The following is an 18799-nucleotide window of genomic DNA, read 5'->3' as shown; positions in this document are numbered from 1 at the left end:
ATATGTTTCAGACTCTTACCGCCCTGAACAATGGGAGTTGTAGCTAGATCCAAAACAAGAATCATCCCGCTGCGGCGTAGATGTAGTGTGATCTATTAAATGATTCGTATTAGGACACGAATTAAAACAAGTACTAAAGTGTGCATCACTACCAGGGTAAGCTTCGTATCTAGAATCGCCCTAATGTGTGTACTGAACTATAGCGTGATCTATACATGAATATTAATAAAGCATGTACTACCATGTGCATTACGAGCAAGGTAAGATCCTTATCTAGTCATGTACCCGCATCCGCTTGATCAATACAATTTGGAGCATGAACGCTCCGTATTTAGCTCCATAACACAATGTGTGTCTGGACTTATGCGTCAATATGATGAGTGGACGAGTGTCTATGGCATCGTGATCTGAAGCACCGTACATAGCACGTTCTAACGAACTGAGCACATCTTATTTGTCCTAATTTGGTACGTTGGTAAATGTAACGAATCACATGGAGCTAGAATAAAAAGTGGACACCCGTTAACGGACGGAAGGATAATAAGACTAACGGAGGTGTCCACATGGGAGAACAGCGGCAACGATATAACGAAGAATTCAAGAAACAAACGGTCAAATTTATTCAAGAGCAGACGAAGACACTTGGAGATTTGGCAGAAGAACTCAACATTCCAAAAAGTACGTTGCACCAATGGATGAGTAAGTACCGCGAACTAAAACATGAGCCTGTTGCAAGCGTAGATCGAGTGAAGGAACTGGAAGCAGAGCTCCAAGAGATGCGCCGGTTGCTTCAAGAGAAAGAGCACACGCTTGCGGATACACAAGAAGAACTGGCGATTGTAAAAAAAGCAGTGCACATCTTCAGCAAACCAAAGAGCTAAGATTTCAGTTTGTGGAAGACCATCGCTCCGAGTTTTCTTTGGAGAAGATGTGCAGAACCTTTCAAGTATCACGGAGCGGATATTACAAATGGCGAATGGACCGAACCAGCAAGCGGCAGGACCGCAAAGGCGAGGTCATGAAGCGTATTCGCTATCATTTTTACGACCACCAGATGCGGTGTGGAAGTCCTAAAATTACGTATCTGCTCCATTTAGAAGGGTTGCGAATCTCTTCACGTACCGTCAGTATATACATGCGTCAAATGAATCTACGTTCTGTGGTCATGCCCAAATATCGCGTTCAGACGACGGATTCCAAACACAACCATCCCCTTGCACCAAATACGCTGAATCAGCAATTTAAAACGTCCAAACCGAATACGGTATGGGTTACCGACATCACCTACATTCCTTGCCGAGGAGGTCGTCTATATCTCGCCAGCGTTCTGGATTTGTGCACACGTGAAATTGTAGGCTGGCGTCTATATAACCATATGGAAACCAGTTTGGTGATGGGTGCACTGGAGGAAGCATACAAGGCCAAACGCCCCGCTCCGGGATTACTCCATCACTCGGATCGCGGCTCTCAATACACGTCCAAAGAATACGTGGAGCAACTAAAATCATACGGAATGGAATCAAGCATGAGCCGCCGAGGAAACTGTTATGATAACGCCTGTATTGAGTCATGGCACAGTATTTTAAAGAAGGAACTCATTTACTGCACCCCTCGTTTTAAGACACCGGAAGAGGCTTATACTGCCATCTACCAGTACATCGAGTTCTATTACAACCGCAAGCGAATGCATGGCGCGCTAGGGTATCTTTCCCCTGCTCGTTTTGCGATGAAATTTACGGACAAATCCGCAGCGTAGTGTCTACTTTTTTGACATAGGTCCAACAGACACGTTAAATGACGGAATATACTCATTATTCCTGTCCCGCAGCCAGTTTTCTGCGAAATAGGACGTGTGGAGTTTGTTAGTTGTTGTTATTCGCTTTAATTGCCGTTATAGCGTGTCCTCGGTTCGTTAGATTTTGGTCAGAGGGTACCGATCATGGCATCACGCAACCGAGGCGCCCTTTTTCTTCTGTATTAAATGAAATTATAAAGAAAGAAATTATAAAGAATACAAGCCGATGAAAGATGAATTCAAAGTGGATGTTAATGTGTTAAAAATTCATTGGCGCAACTATAGCATTATTACTGTCAAATCTGTGGGATGTACCAGTATACGGCAATGAAAAAGGACTGCAGATCCTCTGCAGTCCTTTTTCATGATGCAATGCGTGCCTTACTAGTCCTGGTGAAGATGCCGGAGTCCGTGCATGAAGGCGGATACGGTCAGACGCAGACTTTCGTCCGGATCAAAGTCCATGCCGAAGCCGCCCTGTGCCTCAATGGAGGCAAATCCATGGCAGAGGCTGCGCAAACCACGAACGGCGTGCAATGCTTCCGCTTCGGTTAGCGGGTAGGGCTGCAAGCTGTGCAGCAGCAACTCCAGCGTGGCTGTGCTGGCCGCGGCGAGCTGTGGCTCCTCGCGGTCCGGGGCATGAAATGAGGCTTCGTAGAGCCCGGGGTGCTCGCGGACGAAGCCAATGTATGCCGCAGCGATGGCCTGAATGGCATCATCGCCAGTGTGGTCAGCGATAGCCGCGGTTAATGCGCGGCTAAGCTGTTGTACGGACATCAGCGCCATTTCCTGGCGAAGCCCGGGAAGTCCGCTGATGTGGTTGTAGAGCGACGGCGAGCGCACATCCAGCCGCTGTGCCAACGCGGCGAGTGTCAGCGCCTGAAAGCCGTCGCTGTCAGCAAGCTGGGCTGCGGTGCTGAGCAGGGCGCCGCGATCCAGCCCTTGCCGGGGGCTCATAGTTGCCCCCCGGCAAGATCAAACCGCTGCTGTGCATCAGCGGTTGCCGCGCGCATGGCGGCCGCGGGCTGGCGTAGCATCCGTCCGTGGCCTACAGCCAGCACGGACGGTTTCAGCTCCGCCAGGCGCTTCGCGCTGGCCAGAGCCGCTTCGCGGTTCCACGTCGCCAGCGCGGGGAACGGGAAGAGCGGGCGCACGCGGCCGGATACGGCAAGGCCGCCTTGCAGCTGGTACGCGTCGCCAGCGATGAGCACGCGGCTGCGCGTATCCATGAAGGACATATGCCCCGGCGTATGTCCTGGTGAGGCAACGGCGACCAGTGAACCAATCTGGTCACCGTCATCCAGCAAGTGGTTTGGCTGGGTGCGCACCGCTTTGGGCTTAGGCACGCCGCCGCGTACCGGGGTTTGTGGCTCACCGGGAAGAAGGGAAGTATCACCCGTCAATAGACGTGCATCTCGTCTGGAGATGAAGACCTCGGCTTGGGGCAGTGCCTCTGTGAGACGATCCAACGCACCAATATGGTCGCTATGCGCGTGAGTCAGAATGATCTTGGTAATGGGTTTTCCAAGAGACTGGGCAGTTGCCAAAATCCCCTTAAGACTGACCGGTATTCCGGCATCAATCAGGGTTAAACCATCTTCCTCTTCAACCAGGTATACGTTCACAGGGAAGAGTCTTGGGAAAAACGTAACTTGAACGACATCAAATTCTCGGGTAATACGCATCGTTAAACCCTCCTTAAAACTAATGGTATTAGTATAATAACTAATGGGATTAGTTTTAGTAATACCTGTTGTTTAATTTATTCAAATAAAAAAAATTTAAAATAATGATGCACTTTACAAAAAAAGCGTTTTCAAATTGGAGATTACCGATTATAATAATCACGTAAGCCCTTTCATATGTCTATCTTATTGGAGCCCTTCGCGTAGCGGAAGGCTCACTTTTTTGTTCTTTTTGGATTAAAATGAAGACGGGATGTTCATCCTAGCTTAATTGTGTTGATGAGCTGTAAGTATTGGTATAACAGGAAAAATCACGTTTGATCTCCACGCTGGGTGAAAGTTGACAAACATAACTGTTATTCATATAATGACAGTTATACTTACCTTGAGTTGGAGTTCATCGGTGTTGTAAGCCGGGAAGGAGTAAGTTATGAACAGCGAATTTACCATAGCGGTGCATTGTCTTGTTTTTCTGTCGATGAGAGATGAGTGTATGGCCAATAGTGAAGATTTGTCCCAGAGTGTGGGTACACACCCGGCCAGAGTCCGTAAGGTACTTAGTGTTCTGCGCAAGCATGGTTACCTGACGACCAAGGAAGGTGCTCATGGTGGGTACTTGCTTAGCCGTCCGAGTGAAGAGATCAAGCTTGGAGAATTGTACAGACTGGTAGCTGGTGGTTCACTCGGTCCCAGCTGGTGCTCAGGGGAGTCCGGTTCATCATGCGTGGTATCTTCCAATATGCAGGATGTGATGGGGAACATTTATAATGGTGGCGAAGAGGCGCTCAGCGCTTATTTTGATCGTATATCCATTCAGGATGTGAAAGAACGCATAGGTCATGGGGAAACGTTGAACTTATCGCTGAAGAGATTATCTGCAAAGGAGAAGTCCTGACGGAGTCCACAACGAATGGTCCTCCATGAATATGGTCTTGGTTTAGTCAGGCATGGTGGACAAGTTACGGCATGGGCGTATGCTCCGGTGAAAGATCCATTGATGTTCTCAAGCGATTCCGGGCATAACCTGAACACAGATGAGGAGAGATCGTCTGCGCTGATGTTATTTTCGGAAGGAAAATCCCTGGTAGAGTAAACTTCGAGATCACCTTGCGAAAGTAAAAGAAGTATAAACAAACTAGATTCTGGGGAGTGGAACACATGTCAGGCATTGAAAAAAATGAAACACTTCGCGTTATTAGCGAACGCCATGCTGTCAAAAAGTACGAAAAAGGGTTTGAATTGCCTGAAGCTGATCTCAATGCGATTCTGACAGCAGCTGCGGAAGCACCATCTTCATGGAACCTGCAACACTGGAGATTCCTCGTGATTGAATCCGAAGCAGACAAAGCGAAATTGCTGCCAGTTGCTTACGGTCAAAGTCAGATCGTGGAAAGTTCGGTTACGATTGCTGTTCTCGGAGATTTGGAAGCAAACCGTAACACCGTAATCTACGATCAAGCTGTTGAAGCAGGCGCACTGACTGCTGAGGTTCGTGACGCATTGGTTGGACAGATCAACGGTGCTTACCAAAGCCCGCAAATCGCTCGCGATGAAGCGATCCGCAATGCATCTTTTGCTTCCCAAAATATTATGATTGCTGCACGCTCCCTGGGTTACGATACATGTCCAATCGGTGGATATAATCCACAAAAACTGATCGAAACATTCAACATTCCTGCACGATTTGTGCCAACATTGTTGATTACTGTAGGTAAAGCTGCACAGCCAGCTCGCCCGTCAGGACGTTTACCGTTGTCTGAGGTAGTTGTTAAAGGTTCTTTCTAAGTTAGAAAGTTAAATCTGATGATTGCATCAGTGATATAGGTATAATACAAACGGCCGCACTTTCCTGTTGAGGGAAGGTGCGGCTGTTTGGCATATTGGGGTTGTATGGAAAAGCCCACTCACGGTGACTCCAATCGAGCGGGTTCACCACTCAAGTGAGTTCTTAGCTTCCACAATGAAATGATTACTTCTCAGGTGTTTCCGGGATTTGTGGTGCATGGAACGATTCCATGTACTCGATTGCGTTATACATCAGCACTGCTGCTTCGGCGCGAGTAATCGTTTGTTTGGGATTGAAGTTTCCGTCGGCATCCAGTTCATTGATTTTAAGAACGAGTGAACGCTGAATGGCACCTTGATACTCTGGCGTAAGTTCCTTTTCGTCGGTAATGTCCACAGGTTTGATATTAATCATCGGCAGACCGCCTTTGGCCTCGATGCCTTGCATCAGGAACAGTGTGAATTGTTCACGAGTAAGCGGTTTGGACGGATCGATATTCTGTGACATCTGAATGCCATTATATTGTGCGCGGATAAATGCATCACTGTACCATACGCCATCTTTTACAGCAGAGAAGTAGTCACTTGGTACCGGCATTTTGATAAAACGAATCGTGTCCAGATTCAGATTCAGGCCGTCCGCAATCAGTTGAATGCCCTGAGCGGTATTTAACTCCAGTTCAGGTTTGAACAAGCTGTCACTCACACCTTTGATGAATCCATCTTTATGGAGAGATTCGATTTTGTCTGCTCCTGCGATACCTTGAATATCCGTGAATTGGGCCTGCGCAGCGTTGATCGGGCCTGCACTTAGAGACAGCGTGAGCAGAGCTCCTGCAGTTAATGTAGCAAGTATATTTTTTTTCATGATAGGTTCGCCTCACTTTTCCAGGGATGATCCCTTTATATAAAAGTTATTTGCCCTATAGACGACCCTTCTGTTCAAAAGGTTGCTGGAATTTTCCAACTGAATTCATAATCATTCAGATAGGGCTAAGTGAAGGCACTGCCTCTAACCTTTGGATTTATTTCGATAATCCGTGGGTGAACGTCCCATCATTTTGCTGAACAGACGGGAGAAGTAGTACGGGTCTTTGAATCCAAGCTCGGAGCTGATCTGCTTCACGGTCCAATCGGTAAAATCCAGATAGCGGCAGGAATGCTGAATCTTCAGCCGCAGGAAATAATCGATGGGCGAATGCCCTGTAGCTTGCTTGAATAACTGAGAGTAATGAGGGACAGACAACCGCGCGTGAGCCGCCAGTTCCTTGAGGGTGATTCCATTCTCCAGGTGCTCCAACATATATTGGACGGATTGTTCGGCCGCACGTTTGCTGCTCACGATCCCACCATCTGTTCCTGTCGTCTCCGGTCCATAAGCGAGCATGCCCAGCATATAACCGATAATCTGGGAGGCATATGTCATCGTCTGCATGGAGTAACCCGTCTCTAACGCGCCGTAACATTCATGGAACAGCTCAAGCCATTTCTGAGCCTTGGCCGGTGGCATGGTAGTAATATGATGAGTTAACAAGGGTTCTATGTAGGATAAAGCGTGTTTCCCGCGCAGATGAATCCAGAAGATGCTCCAAGGTTCAGCTGCGTTGGCACCATACACATGAGGGACATGTGCAGGTAATATAACAAGGTTTCCCGGGCTGACATCATAAGTCTTGCTGCCATCCATCGTATACCAGCCTGTGCCTTGGGCACAGTACATCAGAATGTGTGATTCACAACCATCGGGACGATCACGGTAATGATGCTCCGCTTCGTGAAAGTAACCGATATCGGTAACATATAATCCGGACGTGACCGGATAAGCTGCGGTTTCTTGCAACAGGGAGTCCGGCAGCACAATGAGTTTTTGCATACGAAATCCGTCAGATTTACGCAGTAGGGGTGGTCTGTTGTTAGGTCTCATACTTTGTATTATGGTGAGAGACGATAAGGGAGTCAATGACAGATATGAGAGCGCTCACCGGAGGTGTTCTCGATTTAGAAAGCCACGTTACAGGAAGTGAAGCAGTTGCCCGTGAATTGGGTAAGTACATACCAGTGGGAAGAATCAGAACAGTGAATATACAGGAAAAGGGAGAGATTTAGATATGGAACCAGTCAAAACACAGGAAACGCTTTTCTATACAGGTACGTACGCTTCAGCGGATGAACCCGGAATATTCCTATGTGCGTTGAATGCGGATACAGGAGAGATGCGAACCGTCAATCACATGGATGGTGTGGATAATCCGTCTTATCTGGCGCTAAGCCCGGATGGAGACTGTCTGTATGTGGCGAGTGAGACGGACGAGGGAGAGGTGTTGGTCTATCGGAGAGATGCGGCAACGAGTGAGCTGCACCTGATGGATCGAAAACAGACCAGAGGGGCTTCTCCATGTTATGTGTCTGTCTCCAAGGATGGTCAGTGGGTGTTCTCATCCAACTATAGCAGCGGCAGTGTAAATGTATACCCGGTTGGCGATCAGGGGACGCTTGGTGAGATGAGTGCATGGGTGGAGCACACGGGAAGTGGAATCAACGAAGAACGCCAGGAAGGGCCGCATGCACACTCCATTCAACCCGATCCGTCCGGGCAGTATGCTGTCGTATGTGACCTCGGTCTGGATCAGATCATTGTGTATCGCTTGGAAGAGGGACGTCTGGTTACCCATCGTGAGATGGATCAGCCACCGGGCGCAGGGCCAAGGCATCTTGTGTTCCATCCCAACTCGAAGTGGGCATATGTAATCAACGAATTGGACAACACGGTTACGGCATTCCTGTACGATGAGCGCAGAGGGGAGTTCACTACGGTACAGCACATTTCCACACTTCCAGAAGGGCATAAAGGAGAGGGTACGGCTGCAGACATCCGTGTATCTCCATGTGGACGTTTCCTGTATGCATCCAATCGGGGAGATGACAGCATCGTACTTTATCATATTGACCAGGAGAGCGGTGAGTTGGAAGCTGTAGAGTGGACGTCCACGATTGGGCAGACACCACGTAACTTTAATATTTTGCCAGGCGGGATTCTGGTCGTGGCGAATCAGGACAGCAATAACCTCGTAGGTTTCCAGATCAGTGAAGAAGACGGACGTCTGACGCATAACGGGTTCAAGCTGGAACTGCCTCGTCCGGTATGTATTGCTCCTCTGGTATAAAAGTTGTAATACGGTGAAGTAAACGTGGAATATTACATCTAAAAAGTGGTCTATAAGCTGTAAAATCATGGAGGCACACATGGTTTTACAGCTTTTTTAGGCTTTTTATGCGAACATGGGAATCGTCCCATATCCGTGAGTCAGTTGATTGCGACTCCAGTCGACTGAAGCAATTCGAAGAATGGGCAACGGCTAACCGAAGGAGAAATCCTTTGGTTTTTTTCATGTACCACCAACCAATTACTAAATTAGACCTATAGATGGAATTATATGTTTAATTTAAAATGAATATATTAAAGCGCTTACATAAAAAGATGGCGCTACAAGGGCATCGGGCTTACCAAACCAATTGGGGAGGCAATTGTTTATGGGGAATCGATCATCACTGTGGAAGCGCACATTACGTACAGCCGGAGTATCACTGCTAAGTTCCGCGTTACTGGTCACTTCGCTTGGCCTTGGCAACACGCCGGTAACACATGCAGCGGGAGCAAGGCAGATGGAATATCTGGATCGCGGTGTGGTGGCTGTGAAGACCGGGACAGGTGTGTTTGTCAGTTGGCGGCTTCTGGGAACGGAAGGATCGAATGTATCGTTTAACGTATACCGGGATGGAACCAAGGTGAACCCTACGCCCATAACAAACAGCACCAACCTTCAGGATGCAAGCGGGACAAGCAGTTCCAAATATACGGTTCGCGCTGTCGTCAGTGGAACGGAGCAGGCTGCTTCAGCGGCAGCGAGCGTGTGGGGCAACAACTATCTGTCTGTTCCTCTTAGTGTACCCGCAGGTGGGACAACGCCCGATGGAGTAGCCTACACCTACAGTGCCAATGATGCCAGTGCAGGTGACCTGGATGGTGATGGTGAGTATGAATTGATTGTGAAGTGGGACCCTTCCAACTCTAAGGATAACTCCCAGAGTGGTTATACCGGGGAAGTGTTTATCGATGCCTACAAATTAAACGGAACACGCCTCTGGCGGATTAGTCTGGGCAAAAATATCCGAGCGGGTGCTCACTACACCCAGTTCATGGTGTACGATCTCGACGGTGATGGCAAAGCCGAAGTTGCGATGAAAACAGCCGATGGCACCAAGGATGGCACTGGCGTGGTCATCGGGGATGCAAGCAAGGATTACCGTAATTCTAGCGGTTATGTGTTGTCTGGTCCCGAATTCCTGACGGTTTTCAATGGACAGACTGGCAAAGCGCTCTCCACGGTGAACTACGAACCGGCGCGTGGCAATGTATCCAGTTGGGGAGATAACTACGGCAATCGGGTGGACCGATTCCTTGCCGCCATTGCTTATCTGGATGGAGAGCGCCCAAGTCTGGTCATGGCGCGTGGGTACTACACCCGCACAGTGCTCGTGGCTTATAACTGGCGGAATGGACAGCTGACCAAACAATGGACATTTGATTCCAATACCTCCGGTAACTCGGGTTATGCCGGGCAGGGCAATCATAATCTGAGTGTGGCGGACGTAGACGGAGATGGGAAAGACGAGATCGTTTATGGTGCCATGGCGGTGGATGATAACGGCAAAGGATTGTACACAACAGGGCTTCATCATGGCGATGCCATGCATTTGAGTGACCTCGACCCGGACCGCCCTGGACTTGAGGTATTTCAGGTTCATGAGACGCCATCCAATGCCGGAGTGGAGTTCCGGGATGCAGGTACAGGCCAGTTAATCTGGGGAGTCAAAACAACAAAGGATATTGGACGTGGCATGGCGGCAGATATCGATCCAAGATATAAAGGTGCCGAAGTATGGGCAGACGGCAGTCTGTACACAGCCAAAGGGCAGAAACTCGGGACAACCCTGCCTTCCTCCACGAATTTTGGCATCTGGTGGGATGGGGATCTGCTCCGTGAACTGCTGGACAGCAACCGAATCGATAAGTGGAACTATGCTAACAGCACAACGATGAACCTGCTCACCGCTTCCGGCGTATCTTCCAACAACGGAACCAAGTCTACGCCGAATCTGCAGGCCGATCTGTTCGGGGACTGGAGAGAGGAAGTGGTATGGCGGACGAATGACAGTTCAGCACTGCGGATCTATACCACAACAGCAGTTACGGACAAACGCATCTATACGCTGATGCATGATCCAGTGTACCGTCTTGGCGTCGCTTGGCAAAATGTAGCCTACAATCAACCGCCACACACCGGTTTTTATCTGGGAGAAGGCATGAGCACACCGCCGGTACCCAATATCCGGTATGCAGGCAGATGAGGAGTGGACAAGGTGTGGCTGTCCAATTCCGTTCATGTTTTCAATAGCCAGCGAAGTATGGGATTCGCTGAAGGGAGCAACGGACGCTGGTTCGTTGTTCCTCTTTTTTTTACCAATAGGCCAGAAATTCGGTAAAAATCGGAAAAAACGTTTGACAGGTATATAGACTGCCTTTATTATACGTATATAACTTACTAAACAGGTAGGAATAATAAAAATGAATCTGTTTTCATTGTGAAAACGGTCATTTTACAGACAGATGCAACCATACAACCTGAACAGAATAACGTTCTCACCGTATAAACGGAGGAACACCGCAGCGCATCCTTTCCAGATGGAGCATGCACGGCCTTTAAGCCGGCATGACTTTATGGGGAGAAGTGCGCGGGGGTTCCTCCGTCTTCTTGTTTTTTACGGGGCGTTTGATCCTGTTCAGCCGGCCTGAGGTAGTCATGCAGATCTATATCGGGGGGAGTGTTATTTATGAAAAAGAGAATTCATAAGGGTATTTTGGTTGGTCTGGCACTGGTGTTAACAGGGGTACTGGCAGCATGCGGATCGGATAGCGGCGGGTCCAGTGCAGCAGGAACATCGGGGGGAGCGGAAGGCGGCACAGAAGGGGCCAAGGCCATTGAACTGCTGAATGTTTCTTACGATCCAACGCGGGAACTCTATGAACAATATAACAAAGCGTTTGCGGCGCATTGGTTGAAAGAGAAGGGCCAGGAAGTAACCATCAAGCAATCCCATGGGGGATCGGGCAAACAGAGTCGTTCTGTTATTGACGGACTGGATGCAGACGTGGTGACGCTGGCATTGGGATACGATATTGATGCGATTGAAGATAAAGGTCTGATTAATGAAGGCTGGCAGGATAAATACGAGCATAACAGCTCTCCGTATACCTCTACGATTGTCTTCCTTGTACGTAAGGGTAATCCAAAGGGCATCAAGGACTGGGATGATCTGATCAAAGGGGATACGCAAGTCATCACCCCAAATCCTAAAACGTCCGGCGGGGCGCGTTGGAATTACTTGGCGGCATGGGGATATGCCCTTAAGCATAATAACAATGATGAAGAGAAGGCGAAGGAATTCGTTGGTGAATTGTTCAAACATGCGCCTGTGCTGGATTCGGGTGCTCGCGGATCTACAACGACGTTTGTTGAACGTGGCATTGGTGATGTGCTGCTTGCCTGGGAGAATGAAGCTTTTTTATCGGTAAAAGAGCTGGGTCCGGACAAATTCGACATTGTCGTGCCTTCGGTTAGTATCTTGGCAGAGCCGCCCGTTGCGATTGTGGACAAAAATGCAGACAAAAAAGGAAGCCGCGACGTGGCGGATGCCTATCTGAAATATTTGTACAGTGAAGAAGGACAGACGATTGCTGCTGAAAATTATTACCGCCCAACGCTGGACAGCGTGGAGGAAAAATTCAAAGATCAGTTCCCGGCACTTGAGCTGTTCACGTTGAAAGATGTATTCGGCACATGGCGGGATACTCAGGCCAAACATTTTAATGACGGTGGTATCTTCGACCAGATCTATGTTCCAGGCAGCTAAGGTTGCTCTGTTCAATGAACACCTGATCAATCGCGCTGTGAGCGGCCAACCAGCCTTACCGGCTGAAGGCAGAGAGGATGAACGTGCATGAGCAAGGTGGTTGTGGCGCGGAGACGCACATTGCCGGGATTTGGATTAACGATGGGTTACAGTGTGTTCTACCTGAGCCTGGTTGTACTTATTCCACTGGCTGCGCTGTTATTTAACTCCACAGGGCTGACGTGGGCAACCATGATTGAGGTTGCGACCAATCCCAGGGTGCTGGCTTCCTTCCAGGTCAGCTTCCTGACCGCAGGTGCAGCGGCGCTGATTGATCTCGTGCTGGGGTTACTCCTGGCATGGGTGCTTGTTCGGTATGAATTTCCGGGCAAAAGGTTGTTTGATGCGGTCATTGATCTGCCTTTTGCCTTGCCGACAGCGGTAGCAGGGGTTGCTCTTACGGCGATCTATGCCGGCAATGGCTGGATTGGGCAGTTTGTAGAGCCTTTGGGCATCAAGCTCGCTTATTCACAGGCCGGGATTACGCTGGCGCTGATGTTTATCGGAATTCCATTTGTAGTTCGCACGGTGCAACCGGTGTTGGAGGAGCTGGAGGCAGAGGTGGAAGAGGCGGCTGCTACACTGGGGGCAGGAAGATGGCGGATATTCCGCACGATTCTGTTGCCAGATCTGATTCCACCGCTGCTGACGGGTTTTGCTCTGGCATTTGCCCGAGGCATTGGCGAATATGGCTCGGTTGTATTTATCTCAGGCAATATGCCGATGAAAACGGAGATTGCTCCCTTACTGATCATGGCCAAGCTGGAGCAGTTCGATTATGCAGGCGCTACAGCTGTAGCTTTGCTGCTTCTTCTAGTTTCTTTCATCCTGCTGCTGATTATTAATTCCTTGCAGCGTTGGAGCCGAAAGGCGGGCAGAGCATGACAATGAAGCATGGTGGAATAAGGATATTAAAAGACGTCACTCACCCAAACCAAAGGAGGTGCAGCATATGGCGGGTTCTGTTCCACTGAGCCCTGTTCCACCCGTTAAGACCAGCCGTGGAACTAACCGTGCAACAACGGAAGCTCCCTGGGTCAAATGGTTGTTGATTGGACTGGCAAGCCTGGTACTCATATGGCTGCTTATTTTGCCACTGGCCATTGTGCTCATGGAGGCGTTGAAGCAGGGCTGGGGTGTGTACATCGCGGCTCTTACCGAGCCGGATGCCATGTCTGCACTGAAACTCACGTTATTAGTTGCGGCGATTACCGTACCGCTGAATACGATATTTGGTGTGGCCGCTGCATGGGTCATTACCAAGTTCCAGTTCAAGGGTAAGGGACTCATGATCACCCTGATTGATCTTCCTTTTTCAATTTCGCCTGTGGTGGGCGGGTTGATTTTTGTATTGGTCTTTGGTTCGAATGGGTGGTTAGGGCCGTGGTTGTCCGAACATGATATTAAAATCATTTTTGCGCTGCCAGGCATTGTCATTGCAACGCTGTTTATTACCTTCCCGTTCGTAGCGAGGGAGTTGATTCCACTAATGGAGGACCAGGGAACCCGGGAAGAGGAAGCGGCGGTTACGCTAGGTGCTTCCGGGTGGCGAATCTTCTGGAGTGTAACCTTGCCCAACATCAAATGGGGACTGCTGTACGGTATTATTCTGTGTAATGCCCGCGCTATGGGCGAGTTCGGAGCCGTATCTGTGGTGTCCGGGCATATCCGCGGGGAGACCAATACGTTACCACTTCATGTCGAGATTTTGTATAACGAATATCAATTTTCGGCTTCGTTTGCCGTAGCTTCCCTGCTCCTGATTCTGGCTCTTGCCACGTTGCTACTCAAGAGCTGGCTTGGACACAAAGCCGTTTCAGAAAAGTGATTATGAGAAGAAGAAAATACAGATTGACAGCTACTGGAAGCCCTGCTAATGTATAAACCAAGTATATAGGTTGGATAAGAATGATTTATAAATCCGTTGGATGACAGCGCACTTAGGAATATGGCGGGCAGTAGCCCGAGAAGAGGAGGCGGCTCTATGGCTAAGCCGTTAAAAGTGGATGAGGTATGGTTGGACCGAATTGCCGGACAGCTGAATGACATGGAGTTTGGTTCATTGCATATCGTGGTGCACGAAGGTCAGATTGTGCAGATGGAGCGGACCGAACGTAAGCGTTTTGAAAACACGCCCTCAGGCAGCGCCTCCAAATCCGGAAGCACGGCACGAAGCAGTTCAGCCCGTTCACTACGCGGATCAAATGCGAGTGCGAAGGGATAGAGAGTGACGTGAGGGAAGCGAAGATAGGTGCATAGGAACACATGTAAAATCCAGAAACTCATGGGAAATGCATGTTCCAAACCATCCTACCTATTGGGCACGACTTGTCTCCATATGCTCCTTATACCAATGATTCGCTTCGAGCAGTACCTGTTGCCCACCTGCATCCATGAATTCTTCCACAAAGGTATCGAAATACCCCACAGGCTGATCGCCAGTGATGATGGAGATGTACGCTCTGTCTCTCATGCGAATCAATTCAGATGAATATTGAATCAGGGCAGGGGTTGCAACCTCCAGGCGATTATAGATACCATTCTCCGTCAACCCTGCAGATGCAGCCCACTGTTCACGTTTATCCGAGGGTGTACCTGGAACCGTCATGCCGATACTTGAGCCGATCATATTAATATAATTCTCCATTCTGTTGTATGGGTAAAGTAAATGGAACGAGTTTGAATCTTCAGCGCTCCAATTCCAGTGTTTTCCTGGAAGGCCATACTCCATTTTGATCTGCTCCTCCGGATCGGGGTTGGCACTTACATAATCGAGTATCTCCAAAATTTTCTCCAGTTTTCCCGGCTCCTTTGCAGCCTCAGCACCTATAGTAATAAAATTCATCAGCAGATTGTTCCCTTTTGAACCGCTATGTCCTTCAGGACCAATAACAGGAGAACCAAATACAACCTCTGCAGTTGCGTTCTTCTGTAGTAGCTCACTGACATTGAACGAGGCTCCCACAGGGGTTTCTTGGCCATTTTCATTAAGGACACTATAGTCTCCCTCTTGATTCCAATGATAATAGTTGCCCATCGAGGTCATCCCAATTTTTCCATTAATAAAAGCATGGGATAGATGTTTATAGCCACCTTTGTTTTCACCGGTTATGAACTCAGGGTCGATAATCCCGTCCCGATACCACTTTTGCATATAAGTCAGGGCTTTTTTCATCTCAGGCTCCAAAGCACCGATCACGAGTTGGTTGTTTTTTTCATTAAAATACAGTTGCTCGGTGAAAACGGCCTGTCCAAAGGCACCAAACACGACATTTAAGCCCTCTCTGGATAGGCCATACGTATCTTGTTTACCATTTCCGTCTGGATCATCTTTGGCAAAAGCATACATAACCGTTTCAAATTCATCTAATGTCTTTGGCACCTCCAGACCAAGCTGCTTAAGCCAGTCCTCTCGGTATACAACAGGGGTTCGATAGATGTTGGTCTGATTAATGGCCGGAATTCCATATAAGGAGCCGTTTATTTTTCCATACTCTAGGTAACGTGAATCATAATCGCGAATTCGCTGTACGATATTTGGCGCATATTGTTCAAGGACTTCCGGGGGGATTTCCGCTAAGACCCCTTGCATTTGATACTTAAGCAGATCATGCGGTTGTCTGATTCGGAACAGATCGGGTATTTTCCCTTGAGCAAGCTCCAGATCAAGCAGTTCCTCGTACCGCTTGTTCTCAAGATTCCACACCTTCAGATCGACATCAAACCTATCCTCAATATATGCAATCATCTCCGCGTCTTCAGGAACAGGGATATTTTGATGCATGGTCCAGGATATCGTGTACTGCGGTGCTGTATCCTTCTCAGCGCTTGCTAGATGGTCTCGCTGTTGCACTTGTGATCCTTCCCTGTTTAGAAAGGTACAACCGCTCATCAATCCTATAAGAATAGATGTAGCAATCAATAGACATAGCGTTCTTAAATGGTTGATGTTCATAGCAGCTCCTTTACTAATTTTAAATTCTATATAGCTTCAATTTAACATTTACACAATAACGGAGAGGACAGAAAGAACCTGAAGAAGCGAAGCTACAAGTTTTCTGTAAGAAAACTACTTCGAAAGCATACGCTATTCCCGGATTTTCCCTTTTAGAAAAGGGATCGAAGAAATCTGGGAATAACAGCGATCGGAAGGTTGTTCTGTCATCGGAGTGTCCGTGTAAATATTCCTAATTGATCCTATATAGATCCCTGCTCCATTAGATTGCGCATGAAGTTTTTTGGCGTACAGCCGTGAATTTCTTTGAACTTTTTAATGAAATAGGCAGGGGTACGGTAACCAACCGTACTTGCGACCTGCTCAACCGTAATTTCACGCTGTGTCATGAGTTCCCGTGCGCGTTCCATTCTCTGATTCGTAACATATTCGGAATAAACAATCCCGGTTTCTTCCTTGAAAAGTTTACTCAGATATTTAGGGCTGATGAATACTTGCTCTGAGACATGATCCAGCGTGAGATCGCCTGATAAGTGCTCGTGAATATAGGCTTTGACAGCCGAGATGGTATCCACACTTCGTACCTCGCTTCGCTTCTCCATCTGCATCACAAATTCGGTCACGAGATGAATCATCCATTCCGAATATCGGTTGATATTGTAGAACAATGAAAATTGCTTGTACATATTCAATGAACTCGCCTCGGTGGGTTGCAGGCGCACCTGATTAATACACTCAGCGTAAATAGATACCATTTTTAATAAGATGATCCGACTGTATTCGGCTGAATAGGGGCCTTCTTTTATTGTCGCGACCAATTCCTGAATGGCCTGAACCGTACCTTGCACATCCCGAGTCTGCAATTTCTTTTCAAAGTTTACGAGGTATGACTCCGGGATCTCCAGACTGCTGGCTTCCCTGTTCAGAAGATCAAGATCCTGAATGGCAGATTGCTCGGGAAAGAAGTAGCTGTATCGAATCAGGGTATTCGCCTGATGATAGCTTGTGTGAATCTTGGTGAAGTGCTCTACCCATCCGCCTAACGATAGTACAAATTCCAGACCAAATCTGCTGCTCGCCTCAGCGTGAATAAAGTCTACAATGTGATCAGAGAGCGGTTCTTCGGGTTGGTTGGTACAGATGATTACTGCTATTTTGTGATCCTGCAATTCCTCTGCCAGCAGTTGAGTTCCATCCATTTCTGCGATCTCCAGTTGCTGGATCATCGTATACAACGTATGCTGCAACTGTCGTGGCTGCAGATCCTTCCACTTCTCATTAACAGGGTCAATGACGATGCAACGGAAGCGAGAGTAGGCCATTGAAATGTGAATAGACTGGAGCTGTTCCGTAAGTTCCTCGGGTGTAAATCGGTTATTTAACATATTGAGCATGATACTATGCTTAATCATTCTGTGATTGGCCTGTAAAGTTTCTTCAAGACTATCAACTTTATTGGACAGACTGTTAAACGTTGTATCGATGAACCGATATTCGTCCTGCTTTAAGCTGGTTGGGCTATCCATCCGGCTCTTGATGTTATTCATGATTCGTTTAAGAGGACTATAGTTGGCCCTGGTAAAGATGGACGACATCGCTATTCCAACCGCAACAGCCAATAAACCCAGAAGAACCGAAATCTCCTTCAAGCTATCCAATTTATAATAGAAGCTTTCATTAGGTGTGGTTGTGTAGATTCTCCATGCATTTCCTTTAAATTGATCTTGGGTAACGACATGAGAGTCATAGTTAAATACAGGCGTGAAGCTCTCATCTGAAGAATGAAAGCTGAGCAGCGACTGCGTCAGATTCTTCTCCGTGGAGCTGCCTATCAACGTTTTGTCCGCGGCAGATATGACAGTTCCATCCTGATCGATGATTAATGTATTTGCATAGTCAGCAGGGAGCATATTTTTAATGATCTGACTGATCGCTGATTCTTTGATATCAATCGCAATCATGGCTTTACTGTCTTGTCCAGAAGATTGAAACGGGTAACTGTGGACATAGGAAATTAGAGGACTCATCTTGCTTTGTTCCCGTGATTCGATATAGACATCCTGAGGCACCATGCGAGTCTTCATCCATAAGGAGCTTTCTGGAGTCTCTTTCATCGCAGCAATCCAATCCGTCGTATGATCCACACTCGAAGGCGTGTCCTCATAGAGCAATAGCCCATATACAGATGAGACGATGAAGTTGTTCTTCGTATCGTACACATGAATAGCTTCAATGAGATCGGAGTAATTTTGCACCATATTTTTGAGGGACTGTTCGATGTCCAGGATTTTGCTATGGTTTCCTTTTAAGCTATCTAAATCGATACTAGCGGCGTTACCGAGTGCCAGGGACAGATAGACCTGATTCACCTTCTGGATAACGGAGCTCTCAATATAATTGACAGTGCTTTTCAGTGACAGCTGATTATTGATTCGAATCTCTTTGCTGTATTGATGGGAGAAGAAGAGGTATAGAATGGAGCCGAAAAGAAGTGCAATGACAAGAACAACAGCAAGGTAGGAAAGAACCATCTTGGATCTTACAGTTTGAAATGGCTTATGCATTCTT

17 protein-coding genes are annotated in these 18799 nt (G+C 47.9%); 11 read left to right on the top strand and 6 right to left on the bottom strand.

Annotated elements, in window-relative coordinates; all coding sequences use genetic code 11:
• Nucleotides 1-563: 563 nt before the first annotated feature.
• Together MHI01_RS16085 and MHI01_RS16080 are read left to right on the top strand one after the other, a co-directional pair.
• On the top strand, nt 564-881 hold the full coding sequence (locus MHI01_RS16085; RefSeq protein ID WP_036673079.1) for a transposase: 318 nt from the start codon (nt 564-566) through the stop codon (nt 879-881).
• An 11-nt stretch (nt 882-892) separates the two neighbouring features.
• A complete protein-coding gene (locus MHI01_RS16080) occupies nt 893-1756 on the top strand; it encodes an IS3 family transposase (protein WP_340983605.1) in 864 nt (287 codons plus the stop codon).
• 423 nt (nt 1757-2179) lie between these two features.
• On the opposite strand, the gene MHI01_RS16075 is transcribed toward MHI01_RS16080, so the two are convergent.
• The gene (locus MHI01_RS16075) at nt 2180-2752 is read right to left on the bottom strand and encodes a TetR/AcrR family transcriptional regulator (RefSeq protein ID WP_340983604.1); all 573 of its coding nucleotides are present in this window, start codon (nt 2750-2752) and stop codon (nt 2180-2182) included.
• The gene (locus tag MHI01_RS16070) at nt 2749-3480 is read right to left on the bottom strand and encodes an MBL fold metallo-hydrolase (protein ID WP_340983603.1); all 732 of its coding nucleotides are present in this window, start codon (nt 3478-3480) and stop codon (nt 2749-2751) included. The genes MHI01_RS16075 and MHI01_RS16070 overlap by 4 nt, the downstream gene beginning before the upstream one ends.
• A 430-nt stretch (nt 3481-3910) precedes the next feature.
• On the opposite strand from MHI01_RS16070, the gene MHI01_RS16065 reads away from it, so the two are divergent.
• From MHI01_RS16065 to MHI01_RS16055, 3 genes are all read left to right on the top strand, one after another.
• Nucleotides 3911-4375, top strand: a complete 465-nt coding sequence (locus MHI01_RS16065) for an Rrf2 family transcriptional regulator (RefSeq protein WP_340983602.1) — start codon at nt 3911-3913, stop codon at nt 4373-4375.
• A 15-nt stretch (nt 4376-4390) separates the two neighbouring features.
• On the top strand, nt 4391-4573 hold the full coding sequence (locus MHI01_RS16060; protein ID WP_047840337.1) for a hypothetical protein: 183 nt from the start codon (nt 4391-4393) through the stop codon (nt 4571-4573).
• A 65-nt stretch (nt 4574-4638) separates the two neighbouring features.
• Complete coding sequence (locus MHI01_RS16055) at nt 4639-5265, top strand: nitroreductase family protein (RefSeq protein ID WP_074093278.1); 627 nt, start codon at nt 4639-4641, stop codon at nt 5263-5265.
• A 184-nt stretch (nt 5266-5449) separates the two neighbouring features.
• Here MHI01_RS16055 and MHI01_RS16050 read toward each other — a convergent pair whose 3' ends face one another.
• Together MHI01_RS16050 and MHI01_RS16045 are read right to left on the bottom strand one after the other, a co-directional pair.
• Nucleotides 5450-6133, bottom strand: a complete 684-nt coding sequence (locus tag MHI01_RS16050; protein WP_315372616.1) for an S-layer homology domain-containing protein — start codon at nt 6131-6133, stop codon at nt 5450-5452.
• A 144-nt stretch (nt 6134-6277) separates the two neighbouring features.
• Nucleotides 6278-7138: an AraC family transcriptional regulator gene (locus tag MHI01_RS16045; protein WP_315372615.1), complete on the bottom strand. Its 861-nt coding sequence runs from the start codon at nt 7136-7138 to the stop codon at nt 6278-6280.
• 235 nt (nt 7139-7373) lie between these two features.
• Here MHI01_RS16045 and MHI01_RS16040 point away from each other — a divergent pair, with 235 nt between their 5' ends.
• From MHI01_RS16040 to MHI01_RS16015, 6 genes are all read left to right on the top strand, one after another.
• A complete protein-coding gene (locus MHI01_RS16040) occupies nt 7374-8429 on the top strand; it encodes a lactonase family protein (RefSeq protein ID WP_340983599.1) in 1056 nt (351 codons plus the stop codon).
• A 367-nt stretch (nt 8430-8796) separates the two neighbouring features.
• On the top strand, nt 8797-10674 hold the full coding sequence (locus tag MHI01_RS16035) for a rhamnogalacturonan lyase (RefSeq protein WP_127547782.1): 1878 nt from the start codon (nt 8797-8799) through the stop codon (nt 10672-10674).
• Nucleotides 10675-11157: 483 nt separating this feature from the next.
• Nucleotides 11158-12237, top strand: coding sequence for a sulfate ABC transporter substrate-binding protein (locus MHI01_RS16030; RefSeq protein ID WP_036607530.1), 1080 nt, complete (start codon nt 11158-11160; stop codon nt 12235-12237).
• An 87-nt stretch (nt 12238-12324) separates the two neighbouring features.
• Entirely contained in the window at nt 12325-13161 is an 837-nt protein-coding gene (gene cysT, locus MHI01_RS16025) for a sulfate ABC transporter permease subunit CysT (RefSeq protein ID WP_127547780.1), read from the top strand.
• A gap of 67 nt (nt 13162-13228) precedes the next feature.
• Entirely contained in the window at nt 13229-14104 is an 876-nt protein-coding gene (gene cysW / locus MHI01_RS16020; protein WP_192135517.1) for a sulfate ABC transporter permease subunit CysW, read from the top strand.
• A gap of 156 nt (nt 14105-14260) precedes the next feature.
• On the top strand, nt 14261-14500 hold the full coding sequence (locus tag MHI01_RS16015; RefSeq protein ID WP_036607453.1) for a YezD family protein: 240 nt from the start codon (nt 14261-14263) through the stop codon (nt 14498-14500).
• A 90-nt stretch (nt 14501-14590) separates the two neighbouring features.
• On the opposite strand, the gene MHI01_RS16010 is transcribed toward MHI01_RS16015, so the two are convergent.
• Both MHI01_RS16010 and MHI01_RS16005 read right to left on the bottom strand, forming a co-directional pair.
• The gene (locus tag MHI01_RS16010) at nt 14591-16231 is read right to left on the bottom strand and encodes an extracellular solute-binding protein (RefSeq protein WP_340983597.1); all 1641 of its coding nucleotides are present in this window, start codon (nt 16229-16231) and stop codon (nt 14591-14593) included.
• Between the two features lie 242 nt (nt 16232-16473).
• Nucleotides 16474-18795 (bottom strand): helix-turn-helix domain-containing protein, encoded by a 2322-nt coding sequence (locus MHI01_RS16005; RefSeq protein ID WP_340983596.1) that lies wholly within the window; start codon nt 18793-18795, stop codon nt 16474-16476.
• Nucleotides 18796-18799 lie beyond the last annotated feature (4 nt).

The organism is Paenibacillus sp. FSL M7-0656, assembly GCF_038003225.1.
Taxonomy (GTDB): domain Bacteria; phylum Bacillota; class Bacilli; order Paenibacillales; family Paenibacillaceae; genus Paenibacillus; species Paenibacillus amylolyticus.
The sequence above is the reverse complement of the archived record's forward strand: the minus strand, read 5'-3'. Positions and strand labels throughout refer to the sequence as shown.

Excerpts from the sequence above, each read along its gene's own strand:
- MHI01_RS16085 (WP_036673079.1), top strand. The coding sequence starts at position 564 with ATGGGAGAACAGCGGCAACGATATAACGAAGAATTCAAGAAACAAACG.
- MHI01_RS16075 (WP_340983604.1), bottom strand. The coding sequence starts at position 2,752 with ATGAGCCCCCGGCAAGGGCTGGATCGCGGCGCCCTGCTCAGCACCGCA.
- MHI01_RS16070 (WP_340983603.1), bottom strand. The coding sequence starts at position 3,480 with ATGCGTATTACCCGAGAATTTGATGTCGTTCAAGTTACGTTTTTCCCA.
- MHI01_RS16065 (WP_340983602.1), top strand. The coding sequence starts at position 3,911 with ATGAACAGCGAATTTACCATAGCGGTGCATTGTCTTGTTTTTCTGTCG.
- MHI01_RS16060 (WP_047840337.1), top strand. The coding sequence starts at position 4,391 with ATGGTCCTCCATGAATATGGTCTTGGTTTAGTCAGGCATGGTGGACAA.
- MHI01_RS16055 (WP_074093278.1), top strand. The coding sequence starts at position 4,639 with ATGTCAGGCATTGAAAAAAATGAAACACTTCGCGTTATTAGCGAACGC.
- MHI01_RS16050 (WP_315372616.1), bottom strand. The coding sequence starts at position 6,133 with ATGAAAAAAAATATACTTGCTACATTAACTGCAGGAGCTCTGCTCACG.
- MHI01_RS16045 (WP_315372615.1), bottom strand. The coding sequence starts at position 7,138 with ATGCAAAAACTCATTGTGCTGCCGGACTCCCTGTTGCAAGAAACCGCA.
- MHI01_RS16040 (WP_340983599.1), top strand. The coding sequence starts at position 7,374 with ATGGAACCAGTCAAAACACAGGAAACGCTTTTCTATACAGGTACGTAC.
- MHI01_RS16035 (WP_127547782.1), top strand. The coding sequence starts at position 8,797 with ATGGGGAATCGATCATCACTGTGGAAGCGCACATTACGTACAGCCGGA.
- MHI01_RS16030 (WP_036607530.1), top strand. The coding sequence starts at position 11,158 with ATGAAAAAGAGAATTCATAAGGGTATTTTGGTTGGTCTGGCACTGGTG.
- cysT (WP_127547780.1), top strand. The coding sequence starts at position 12,325 with ATGAGCAAGGTGGTTGTGGCGCGGAGACGCACATTGCCGGGATTTGGA.
- cysW (WP_192135517.1), top strand. The coding sequence starts at position 13,229 with ATGGCGGGTTCTGTTCCACTGAGCCCTGTTCCACCCGTTAAGACCAGC.
- MHI01_RS16015 (WP_036607453.1), top strand. The coding sequence starts at position 14,261 with ATGGCTAAGCCGTTAAAAGTGGATGAGGTATGGTTGGACCGAATTGCC.
- MHI01_RS16010 (WP_340983597.1), bottom strand. The coding sequence starts at position 16,231 with ATGAACATCAACCATTTAAGAACGCTATGTCTATTGATTGCTACATCT.
- MHI01_RS16005 (WP_340983596.1), bottom strand. The coding sequence starts at position 18,795 with ATGCATAAGCCATTTCAAACTGTAAGATCCAAGATGGTTCTTTCCTAC.